The sequence below is a fragment of the Stenotrophomonas sp. 21LCFQ19 genome (genome assembly GCF_056861425.1).
The window spans coordinates 322,115-333,732 of record NZ_JBSPUF010000002.1 but is presented as its reverse complement, the minus strand read 5'-3'; the positions used below and the strand labels follow the sequence as shown (position 1 = coordinate 333,732).

At 63.3% G+C, this 11,618-nt stretch carries 10 protein-coding genes; 2 read left to right on the top strand and 8 right to left on the bottom strand.

Annotated features, from left to right (window positions below; translation table 11 throughout):
* Window positions 1-68: 68 nt before the first annotated feature.
* The 8 genes from moeB to ndk form a co-directional block, all read right to left on the bottom strand.
* A complete protein-coding gene (gene moeB / locus AC13FW_RS03715; RefSeq protein ID WP_482988216.1) occupies window positions 69-1,226 on the bottom strand; it encodes a molybdopterin-synthase adenylyltransferase MoeB in 1,158 nt (385 codons plus the stop codon).
* Between the two features lie 477 nt (window positions 1,227-1,703).
* On the bottom strand, window positions 1,704-3,104 hold the full coding sequence (gene der, locus AC13FW_RS03710; protein WP_482988215.1) for a ribosome biogenesis GTPase Der: 1,401 nt from the start codon (window positions 3,102-3,104) through the stop codon (window positions 1,704-1,706).
* A 12-nt stretch (window positions 3,105-3,116) separates the two neighbouring features.
* Window positions 3,117-4,313 carry an outer membrane protein assembly factor BamB gene (gene bamB, locus AC13FW_RS03705; RefSeq protein WP_482988214.1) on the bottom strand — a complete coding sequence of 399 codons (1,197 nt, stop codon included), beginning with the start codon at window positions 4,311-4,313 and terminating at the stop codon, window positions 3,117-3,119.
* A complete protein-coding gene (locus tag AC13FW_RS03700) occupies window positions 4,313-4,954 on the bottom strand; it encodes a YfgM family protein (RefSeq protein WP_296252874.1) in 642 nt (213 codons plus the stop codon). Before AC13FW_RS03700 ends, bamB begins: the two co-directional genes overlap by 1 nt.
* 55 nt (window positions 4,955-5,009) lie before the next feature.
* Window positions 5,010-5,843, bottom strand: a complete 834-nt coding sequence (locus AC13FW_RS03695; protein WP_482988213.1) for a helix-turn-helix domain-containing protein — start codon at window positions 5,841-5,843, stop codon at window positions 5,010-5,012.
* 6 nt (window positions 5,844-5,849) lie between these two features.
* Entirely contained in the window at window positions 5,850-6,617 is a 768-nt protein-coding gene (pilW, locus tag AC13FW_RS03690) for a type IV pilus biogenesis/stability protein PilW (protein ID WP_482988278.1), read from the bottom strand.
* A 10-nt stretch (window positions 6,618-6,627) separates the two neighbouring features.
* Entirely contained in the window at window positions 6,628-7,833 is a 1,206-nt protein-coding gene (gene rlmN, locus AC13FW_RS03685) for a dual-specificity RNA methyltransferase RlmN (protein WP_282267646.1), read from the bottom strand.
* A gap of 15 nt (window positions 7,834-7,848) precedes the next feature.
* The gene (gene ndk / locus AC13FW_RS03680) at window positions 7,849-8,274 is read right to left on the bottom strand and encodes a nucleoside-diphosphate kinase (protein WP_057628193.1); all 426 of its coding nucleotides are present in this window, start codon (window positions 8,272-8,274) and stop codon (window positions 7,849-7,851) included.
* A 209-nt stretch (window positions 8,275-8,483) separates the two neighbouring features.
* Here ndk and AC13FW_RS03675 point away from each other — a divergent pair, with 209 nt between their 5' ends.
* Entirely contained in the window at window positions 8,484-9,137 is a 654-nt protein-coding gene (locus AC13FW_RS03675; RefSeq protein ID WP_482988212.1) for a TetR/AcrR family transcriptional regulator, read from the top strand.
* Window positions 9,138-9,171: 34 nt separating this feature from the next.
* Window positions 9,172-11,544 carry a 3-hydroxyacyl-CoA dehydrogenase/enoyl-CoA hydratase family protein gene (locus tag AC13FW_RS03670; protein WP_482988211.1) on the top strand — a complete coding sequence of 791 codons (2,373 nt, stop codon included), beginning with the start codon at window positions 9,172-9,174 and terminating at the stop codon, window positions 11,542-11,544.
* The last annotated feature ends 74 nt before the right edge of the window (window positions 11,545-11,618 follow it).

Genomic DNA, 11,618 nt, shown 5'->3' with positions numbered 1-11,618 from the left:
TGTAATCGTCCAGGTGAACGATAAAGCAAAAAAGCTGCAGAACCGATCAGCGCCTACGGCATTTCACCTCATGGCGAATGCGAACAGAACGCTGCGTAGTCGATATATCCGGGGAATGGCACGCCAGGGGCACACAACGGACAGGCCGGGTCGGCATGCACGCGGGTTTCGCGGAAGCGCATCTGCAGGGCATCGAAACGCAGCAGACGCCCGGTCAACGGTTCACCGATATCCAGCAGCATCTTCAACACCTCGGTTGCCTGCATCACCCCCGCCAGCCCCGGCAACACGCCCAGCACGCCGGCCTCGGAACAGTTGGGGGCGAATTCAGGCGGTGGCGGCTCCGGGAACAGGCAGCGGTAGCACGGTGCGACACCGCGCTGGCGGCCCGCGTCGAACACACTGACCTGCCCATCGAAGCGTTCGATGGCGGCGTAGACCAAGGGCTTGGCGTGCTTGATGCAGGCATCGTTGAGCAGGTAGCGCAGCGGGAAGTTGTCCGAGCCATCCAGCACCACATCCACGTCCTGCAACAGGGCATCGATGTTGGCCGAGGTGACGCGCTCAGTGATCGCCTCCACCTCGATATGCGGGTTCAGCGCCAACAGCCGCTGCCGCGCGGAGTCCACCTTGGCCGTGCCTAGGGCGGCTTCGGTATGGATGATCTGCCGCTGCAGGTTGCTGCGCTCGACCACGTCGTCATCGACAATCCGCAGCCTGCCAACCCCCGCTGCAGCCAGGTAGAACGCAGCCGGCGCACCCAAGCCACCTGCGCCAAGCACCAGCACACTGGATTGCTGCAAGCGGCGCTGGCCACTTTCGCCCACCTGCGGCAACAGCAGGTGCCGCGAGTAACGGTCGTAGAAGTCGCGCTCACCGGCATCCAGCATCGGTTGAACCAAGGGCAGACCTGCTGTCCGCCAGGCGACAGTGCCGCCACGTACCGAAGACAGATTGCTGTAGCCGGCGTCCTGCAGCGCCTGCGCGGCATCGGCCGAGCGCTTGCCGCTTTGGCAGATCAGCAGGATCTCGCGCTCAGGGGCTGGCAGGTGCAACGCAGGGCTGGCCAGCAGCGCCGCCTTAGCGACGCCGATGGCACCTTCGGCCATGCCACCTGCCCGCTCGTGCGCCTCGCGCACGTCGATCAGCAATGCACCATCTGCGTGGCGGACACGGGCCTGTTCGGGGGGCAGTTCGCGGATGCTCATGGCTGGATTATCGGCCAAACGGGAAAAAAGAGAGAAATCGGCTTTTGGGCTTTTGGGCTTTTTGGCTTTTTGGCTTTTGGCTTTTTGGCTTTGGGCTTTTTAGCTCGTCATTCCCGCGCAGGCGGGAATCGCTCTTGCTTGGGATCTTGCTTAAGCCCTTGCTTGAGCACCTTGCCCCCCTCCCTGGCCCTTACCGTCCCAACTGCCTCCACGCCACTTCAAAGGCAAGAGCAGGAGCGATTCCCGCATACGCGGGAATGACGAGTCACTACCAGTGAGGAGCCATAGCCACGACCGCGGTCAGGGCCAGATCAAGGGCCAAAGCAAACTCCAAGGCCAGAGCGATTCCCGCCTACGCGGGAATGACGAAATCATCTATTGGGAACCTCGCCCGTACCGAACGCACTCCCACTCAATGCATCAAAAACAAAAGCGGCCTTTCGGCCGCTTTCGTCTACACCACTCAGTACGCTTGAACCGCGTTCCGGGCCTGAATCACTTCCGGCCCTTGACGTGCTTCATCAGACGCCGCTTGGCCTTGACCTGGCGATCCGTCAGCACATTCTTCTTGCCTTCGTACGGGTTGGCACCCTCACGGAACAGGAAGGTCACCGGCGTACCCACCAGCTTGAAGCGCTTGCGGAAGAAGTTCTCCAGATAGCGCTTATACGACTCCGGCAGTTCCTTCAGGCGCGTACCGTGCACGATGAAGGTCGGCGGATTGCTGCCACCCGGATGCACATAACGCAGCTTGGAGACGTGACCACGGATGCTCGGCGGCGGGTTGGCCTCATAGGCGATTTCCAGCGCCTTGTTGACCTCGGCCGTGCTGAATTCGTGCGTCGCCGAGGCATGCGCACGGTGAATCGCCTTGAACAACTCGCGCAGGCCCGAACCATGCAGCGCGGAAATCCGCACGTTCTCGGCCCACGGCACGAAGCCCAGCTTCAGCGACAACAGGGTCTCGGCCTGCTGCTTGTCGTACTCGCTCAAGCCGTCCCACTTGTTGATCGCAATGACCAGGGCACGGCCGGCATCCAGCACCGCACCCAGCACGCTGGCGTCCTGATCGGTCACGCCCTCATGGGCGTCCAGCATCAGCACCGCCACCTGGCATTGCTCGATCGAGCGCAGCGTCTTGACCACGCTGAACTTTTCCACCACTTCGTCCACGCGCGACTTGCGACGCAGGCCGGCGGTGTCGATCAAGCGGTACAGCTGATCGTCGCGTTCCAGATCCACTGCGATCGAATCACGGGTGGTGCCAGGCACTTCCGAGGCAATCATCCGCTCCTCACCGAGGATGCGGTTCACCAACGTCGACTTGCCCACATTGGGGCGGCCAACGAAGGCGATGCGGATGCGGTTCGGATCGTTGTCCAGGGTCTCGGCCGTGCCTTCTTCCGGCAGGCGACCAACAACCTCTTCAACCAGATCATCGATGCCCTGCCGGTGCGCGGCAGAGACAGTCAGCATCTCGCTGAAGCCGTAACGGGAGAACTCCGAACGAACGGCATGTTCGTCCGTACCGTCGATCTTGTTGATCAACAGCAAGGTAGGCCGCGCAAGCTTGCGCAGCCAAGACAGGATCTCGTCATCCAAGGCCGACGTGCCATCACGCGCGTCAACAACAAATACGATCAGATCCGCCTCACCGGCGGCGGCACGGGCTTGGCGCGCAGTGGCGCCAGCCAGCCCTTCCTCTTCACCGGCGATACCACCGGTATCGACGATCAGGAAGGGATTGTCCTCATCTAGACGGCAAACACCGTAGTTGCGATCGCGGGTAACACCCGGCTGGTCGTGCACCAGCGCATCGCGCGTACGGGTCAACAGATTGAAAATGGTGGACTTACCGACGTTCGGTCGTCCAACCAGGGCGACCAAAGGCAGCATCGCTATGACTCCTTATTGGGCCAACCGGAATGCGGTCAGCTTTCCATCAACGTTCTGCACCAGCAGGATGCCGTCAGCGACGACCGGTTGCGCCAGCAGAGCATCACCACCGCTCTTCTCACGCGCTGCCAGTTCGCCATCGCTCAACCGCAGCCAATGCAGATATCCCTTGTAGTCCCCCACCACGGCATAGTCACCCTGGATGGCGGCACCAGTCAGCGAGCGGCGCGCCAGCGCCTGCTGTGACCACATTGCCGAGCCGGAGGTCTTGTCCAGCCCGTACACCACACCCTTGCCATCGGTGACCACGACATTGCCCGAGGACACCGCAACACCACCGCCACCGCCGTGGTCACGCGACCACATCGGGCGACCGGTCGGGCCTTCAATGGCCATGGTTTCGTTCTTGAAGCTGGTCACAAACAGCGTATTGCCTTCCAGCACCGGCGCACCATCGATGTCAGCCATGCGTTCCAGCTCGGTACGGCCTTCCGGCGTACCCACCATCTGTTCCCACAACGGGCGACCATCCTGCATCGCCAGCGCGGCGACGGTACCGTCATCGTTGCCGATGAACAGCACGCCCGGGCCGGTTACCACCGGCGCGTTGCCACGCACGGTCAAGGACGGCAATTCCTGCGAGTTGAACCAGCGCTGTTCGCCGGTAGCAGCGTCCAGCGCGGTGGTGCGGCCGTCATTGCTGCGCACGAACACCAGGCCCTGCGCGACGGCCGGCGCCGCAATCACCTCGCCTGGAACCTTGGACTTCCACTTTTCGCTGCCATTGGCTGCGTCCAGCGCAATCACATGCCCGTCCAGCGTGCCGATCACAACCAGGCCGTCACCAACACCCGGGCCACCGGAAAGACGCAGCTTGGGCTTCTTCTTTTCCTTGGCCGGGCTGTATTCCCAGACTTGCTTGCCGGTCTGCAGGTCGAGCGCGTGCACGCCCCCCTGCACTGCCGCCGCGTATACGCGACCGTCAGCCACGATCGGCGCCTGGCGCAGGCCGATACGGCCCTCGCCCTTGCCGACGTTCGCCGACCAGATCTTGTCGACCTTGACGCTGGCCTCGAACTTGGTCAGCTCAGCAGGCTCCAGCGCCTTCTTGGCCTCTGCGTCCTTGCCCGCGAACCAACCCTTGACCGTCGAACAACCGGTCAACGCCACTGCCATCAAGGCAACGCCTGCAACTTGCTTGAACTTCATCAATTCTTCTCCGCTGCAGGATCAGCCACGGTGCCGCCGGCGTCCATCAATTTGGTTTCGAGCAAGCGGCGCTGCGGTGCAGCCACGTCCAGCTTGGCCAGCGCTTGGGTGTACAGCTCGCGCGCTTCATCACGCTTGTTCTGCGCCATCAGGGCGTCGGCACGGATCTCCAGACCCGCGCTGTCGTCAGCCTTGCCCAGCAGGGCCGCTGCGTCCTGCGGCTTGCCGGTTTCAATCAACAGGCGCGCAATGCGCTGGTCGATCAAGGCCTTGAACTCACCCTCGGTATTGAGCGCACGCAAGGTCTTGATCGCGTCATCGTACTTGCCCGCTTCGACCTGGGCCTTGGCCAGTTCCAGCGATGCCAGGTCAGCATAGATGCTGGCCTTGCTACCACCCAGCGCCGCAACCTCCTTGGCCGCCTCGTCCAGATTCTTGGACTGCAGGCTGCGAGAGACGGCTTCGTAACGGACGTTGGCGTCGGCAAGCTTGCCGACCTGCTCTTTCTGCCACCACTGCCAACCGGCAATAGCACCAATGCCGAGAACTACTCCGCCGATAATCCCGGCGCCATTCTTGCGCAGCCACGTGCGGACACGTTCGCTTTGTTCGTGCTCGTCGAGCAGGTCGTCAATCGCCATGCGTACTCTCGCTCACCCTGGCGGGGAGCCTTGTTGTTTTGTTCGACGCCTGGTTTCAGTGCGAAACCGGCGCCACGGAGCCTTCAGAGGATACCGTAAAGCGGGCCACATTGCCGCGCTTGTACGGCGCCAGGTCGACGTTACCCGTCGCCTGCTGAACCTCGACCTCGGCTGCATTGCCAAGCACCATGCGCCCCACCTGACCTGCGGTGAAGCTGCGGCTCTCACCGGCGCGTATCAGGGCTTTTTCGACGGTTGTGCCATCCGGAGCGGAGATCTCCACCCAGCTGTCGCCCTTGAAATTCAGGGTCAGTGCCGACGGAGCGGAAGCCGCCGTACGCGCCATGGGGGCCATCGAGGCAATGTAAGGACCAGCATCCGCGACTGGCGCTGCTGCCGGCGCCTGAACAGGCGCGACCGACTGCCCAGCGGTCGCTGGAGCCGGCACCACGTCCAGCGAAGCCGTGCTGGGCGGGGCGCTATTGGAATTGCCACTGATCACGTACCAGACCGGGACCGCCAGCACCGCCGTGATCACCACGTACACCGCACGGCGCCCAATGTTCTCGGCCGCACGCTTCAGCCGCGGGGTATGCGTATGGCTGACCAGCTTGGGCGGCTCGACCGGCGCGATCCGCGCCTGTTCCAGCAAGCCCCCCAGATCAACCTTCAACAGGCGCGCGTAACTGCGCAGCTGACCGCGGACGAATACCGATGCACCCAGACGCGACCATTGCTCGGCCTCCAGCGCGGCAACCACCTGCTGCGGCATGCGCAACTGGGCAGCAACCTGGTCCAACGACAAACCGGCGGCCTCTCGCGCTCTGCGAAGCTGCTCACCACAACCCACTACACCATCTAAAGCATTTACACCCGGATCATTGATCACAATGCATCAGCCTTGGGGATTCGAGGTTACTGGCGAAGGAAACTCTTCGCGCAACCGCTGCTGGAACCGACCGGCAGCCGTCCTGTCGCCGAGTCGCTCTTCAATCTGAATGGCAAGTTGTAACACGGAAACCGTGGCCGGCGCAGCCGCCAAACGCCGCTGGTAGAAGGCCCTGGCCTCAAAATAGCGGCCGTGCAGGACTTCATTGCGGGCCATAGCCTCCAGCGCATAGGCATTGTCCGGAGCCAACGCCAGCGCCTGGCGAAGACTATCTTCGGCCCGCTCAAGCTGCCCGGTCTCCAGTGCGCAGCCGCCTGCGTTGGCCAAGGCATCGGCGCGCTCCTGGTAGTCCGGGTCAGCCAGGGCCCGGTCAAACCAGACCAAGGCCTCTGCCTGGTGGCCAGTGCCACACAGCCAAGCGCCGTAATTATTGAGTACATCACCCTGCTGCGGGGCGAGCTCGGCTGCCTTGCGGTACAGCGCACCTGCCGCCTCGGCGTTGCCTTTCTGCCCCTCGATCACCGCCTGCATGGTGTAGGCATCAGGCATTCCGGGCTCCAGCTTCTGCGCCGAGCGCGCGAACTGCAGCGCTTCATCCAACTGGCCACGACCAAAACGGTCGCCGGACAACCTCAGGAATTCCTGGTAACGCGCACGCTTGTTCGCGCTCTTGTCCTGCTTGATGCTGTAGTCGGGCGCCACCGACTGGGTACCGGTGATTTTGAGATTACCCCGCCCGCACGCCGCTGTGAGCGCAAGCAGAACCAACAGCAACAACCAGCGATCAGGCGACCGCATCCCCGCCTTCCTGTTCCTGCAGCAGACGATTGAACTCGGCCTGACGACGGGTACGATCCATCACCTGGCCCTTGAGCTGGCCGCAGGCGGCATCGATGTCGTCACCACGGGTGCGGCGCACCATCGTCAACACCTGCGAGTCGAGCAGGATCTTCTGGAAGGCGCGGATCTGCTCCTCGTCCGAGCGCTCATAGCGCGTGCCCGGGAACGGGTTGAACGGAATCAAGTTGACCTTGCCCGAATCCTTGGCCTGCACCGCGTTGTCGAACTGGCGCATCAGCCGTGCCAGCTGGCGGGCGTGCTCAGGCTGATCGTTGATGCCCTTCATCAGCGTGTATTCGAAGGTCACCGAGTCACGCTTCTTGTTGCCGCGCAGGTAGCGCGCACAGGACGCCATCAACTCGGCAATCGGGTATTTCTTGTTGAGCGGCACCAGCGTCTCACGCAGCTCGTCGTTCGGCGCATGCAGCGACACCGCCAGCGACACATCGCTCTCGACCGACAGGCGATCGATCTGCGGCACCAGGCCCGAGGTGGACAAAGTCACGCGCTTGTTGGCCAGACCATAGCCCAGGTCATCGCGCATGATGCTCATCGCGCGGATGACGTTGTCGAAATTCATCAACGGCTCGCCCATGCCCATCATCACCACGTTGGTGAGACGGCGCATCTGGTGCGGCACGTTGCCCAGGTGGCGCGCGGCAACCCACACCTGGCCGATGATCTCGGCGGTGGTCAGGTTGCGGTTGAAACCCTGGGTAGCAGTCGAACAGAAGGTGCAGTTCAAACCGCAGCCGACCTGCGAAGACACGCACAGCGTGCCGCGGGTCTTGTCGGGGATGTAGACGGTTTCGATGGCGTTCTTGCCATCCACGCCCATCGCCAGCAGCCACTTGTGGGTGCCGTCGTTCGAGGGTTTGTCGAACACGATGTTCGGGACGACGACCTCGGCATGCTGCTGCAGCTTGGCGCGCAGCGACTTGCCGAGGTCGGTCATCTGGTCGAAATCGGTGACGTAGCGATGGTGGATCCACTTCATCACCTGATGGGCACGGAACTTCTGCTCGCCGAGGGTTTCGACGAAGAACTTTTCCAGGCCCGCGCGATCAAGGTCGAGCAGGTTCTGCTTGCCAGCGGTGGCTGCCGTTTTCGGCAACGGCTGGATGGCGGGTGTCTGTACGACCTCGTTCACGACTTCAACCTCTGATTAACGCGAAACCACTTCGGTGGCAGCAAAGAAGTAAGCCACTTCGTTGGCTGCGTTCTCGACCGAATCCGAACCGTGGGCGGCGTTGGCGTCGATCGAATCAGCGAAATCAGCGCGGATGGTGCCCGGCGCTGCGTCCTTCGGATTGGTGGCGCCCAGCAGGTCGCGGTGGGCCAGGACGGCGTTCTCGCCTTCCAGGGCCTGGATCATCACCGGGCCGGAGATCATGAACTCGACCAGCGCGTTGAAGAACGGACGCTCGCGGTGCACGGCGTAGAAGCCTTCGGCTTCACGGCGCGACAGCTGCTTGTACTTTGCAGCGACAACCTTCAGGCCGGCCTTTTCGAAGCGGGCGTAGATTTCACCGATCACGTTCTTGGCAACGGCGTCGGGCTTGATGATGGAAAGAGTGCGCTCGAGCGCCATGGGAATTCTCCGGTAGTGGGCCGGTCGGCCCGAGGGTACATGAAAAAACCCGCGTGCGGACGCGGGCTTAGCCTGAATTGCGGTGGCTAATTCTACCGGGTGACCCCGGCGTTTGCACAGCGGCAGATGAATGATGCTGCGCCGCAGCATGACCCAGGCGACCGGCCGGGCGTAGGATCCAAACAATCGTTTGATTGATTGAGCCAGCCATGGGCAAACCCGCCAGCTTCTCCACCAAGGACCGCATCCTCGGCGCGGCCGAGGAACTGTTCGCCCAATACGGCTTTGCCGGCACCTCCCTGCGCCAGGTGACCAGTCACGCCGATGTAAACATTGCTGCGGTCAACTACCACTTCGGGTCCAAGGACAACCTGGTCAATGAAGTGTTTCGCCGTCGCATGGACGAGATGACCGCCGCCCGCCTGGGCCAGCTGCAGCTGGCACGCAGCAGCCAGCCAGGCGACCTGCGCGCGGTACTGGCCGCCTTCGTCGAGCCCGCCCTGGCGCTGGCCCAGGACCGCCAAAGCGGCGGCGCCTTCGTCCGCGTCATCGCCCGCGCCTATGCGGAGAAGAACGACAACCTGCGCAAGTTCCTGTCCGACCACTACGGCCATGTGCTGCGCGAGTTCGGCAAGGCCATCGACGCCTGCATCCCGGGCCTGAGCAAGGAAGAGCTGTACTGGCGCCTGGACTTCCTGGCCGGTTCGCTGACCTATGCCATGGCCGATTTCGGACTGATCAAGCGTCCGCACAACATCAGCGAGGCCGAGCACCGCAGCAAGGCCGCGCAGGAATTGATCCATTTCGCCGAAGCCGGGTTCCGCGCCAGCGTGCGTAATCCGACCTCCCCCGCCGTTCCCTGATCCAACCGTCATCGCAGACCAAAGGTTTATCGATATGTCCAATTCCCTGCTTGTCCGCCGCGCCGCCGTACTTGGCGCAGGCGTCATGGGTGCGCAGATCGCCGCCCACCTGACCAATGCCGGCGTCGACACCGTGCTGTTCGACCTGGCCGCCAAGGAAGGTCCTGCCGACGGCATCGTGCTCAAGGCCATTGCCAACCTCGGCAAGCTGAGCCCGGCCCCGCTGGCCAGCAAGGCGCTGGCCGAAGCCATCACCCCGGCCAATTACGACTCCGGCCTGGAGCAGCTGCGCGACTGCGACCTGATCATCGAAGCCATCGCTGAACGGATGGACTGGAAGCAGGACCTGTACAAGAAGATCGCGCCGTTCGTGAACGAACACGCGGTACTGGCCTCCAATACCTCGGGCCTGGGCATCAACAAGCTGGCCGACGTGTTGCCGGAAGAACTGCGCCACCGCTTCAGCGGCGTGCATTTCTTCAACCCGCCGCGCTACATGCACCTGGCCGAGCTGATCCCGGCCAAGACCACCGACAAGTCGGTGCTGGAAGGCCTGGAAACCTTCCTGACCACCAACCTGGGCAAGGGCGTGGTCTATGCCAAGGACACCCCGAACTTCATCGGCAACCGCATCGGCGTGTTCTCGATCCTGTCGACCATCCACCACACCCAGCAGTTCGGCCTGGGCTTTGACGAAGTGGACGGCCTGACCGGGCCACTGGTCGGCCGCCCGAAGTCGGCTACATATCGCACCTCCGACGTGGTCGGCCTGGACACCATGGCCCACGTCATCAAGACCATGGGTGACACCCTGCCCGACGACCCGTGGCACAAGTACTTCAACGCGCCGGCATGGCTGGGCGCGCTGATCGGCAAGGGTGCATTGGGCCAGAAGACCGGCGCCGGCATCTTCCGCAAGGTCGGCAAGGACATCATGGTCGTCGACCTTGAGAAGCAGGACTACCGTCCGGCCGACCGCGTCGCCGCACCGGAAGTGGTCGAGATCCTGAAGATCAAGAACCCGGCCGAAAAGTTCGCCAAGCTGCGCGAAAGCCAGCACCCGCACGCACAGTTCCTGTGGGCGACGTTCCGCGACCTGTTCCACTACAGCGCCTACCACCTGGCCGACATCGCCGAAACCGCGCGCGACGTCGACCTGGCCATCCGCTGGGGCTACGGCTGGTCCTTGGGCCCGTTCGAGACCTGGCAGGCTGCCGGTTGGAAGCAGGTGGCGCAGTGGATCGCCGACGACATCGCGGCTGGCAAGAGCATGAGCAATGCCCCGTTGCCGGCCTGGGTGCTGGACGGCCGTGACGGCGTGCATGCTGCAGAAGGCAGCTACAGCCCGTCGCAGAATGCACTGGTGCCGCGTTCGTCGCTGCCGGTGTACCAGCGCCAGCGCTTCCCGGACGCATTGCTGGGCGAGAAGTTCGCGCAGGGCGAAACCGTGTTCGAGAACGACGGCATCCGTCTGTGGACCGACGGCGATGGCATCGGCGTCATCAGCTTCAAGACCAAGATGAACACCGTCTCCGACCAGGTCCTGGACGGCATCCAGCACGCGATTGCCTTGTCCGAGAAGCAGTTCAAGGGCGTGGTGATCTGGCAGAACAAGGAGCCCTTCTCCGCCGGTGCCGATCTGTCCGGCGCACTGGGCGCGTTGAAGGCCGGCAAATTCGCCGAGTTCGAGGCGATGGTCGCCAACTTCCAGCGCACCAGCCAGCGCATCAAGTACGCCACCGTGCCGGTTGTCACCGCGGTGCGCGGCCTGGCGCTGGGCGGCGGCTGCGAATTCCAGATGCACGCGGCCAAGTCGGTTGCGGCGCTGGAGAGCTACATCGGTCTGGTGGAAGCCGGCGTCGGCTTGCTGCCGGCCGGTGGTGGCCTGAAGGAAATCGCCGTGCGTGCCTCGCAGGCGGCCGGTCCGGACGGCGACGTGTTCGCCGAGCTGAAGAAGACCTTCGAAACCGTCGCCATGGCCAAGGTCTCCAACTCGGCGGTCAACGCCAAGGAGCTGGGCCTGATGCGCGGCACCGACAAGGTCGTGTTCAACAGCTTCGAGCTGCTGCACATCGCCAAGGCCGAAGTCACCGCGCTGGTCGAAGGCGGCTACCGTCCGCCGATGCCGGCACGCCGCATCCGCGTGGCCGGTGACGTCGGCATCGCCACCTTCAAGATGATGCTGGTCAACATGCTGGAAGGCCGCTTCATCAGCCCCTACGACTACGAGATCGCCGAGCGCATCGCCACCGTGTTGTGCGGCGGCAAGGTCGACCGCAACAGCGTGGTCGACGAAGAGTGGCTACTGACCCTGGAGCGCAAGCACTTCGTCGAACTGGCCCAGCAGGAAAAGACCCAGGCCCGTATCGCGCACATGCTGACCACCGGCAAGCCGCTGCGGAACTGAGTGAGCGTGCTTCGGGGCGGCGCTGCCAGCGCTGCCCTCGCCCGCCCTCACGCTCACACCTATTGAAGAGATCA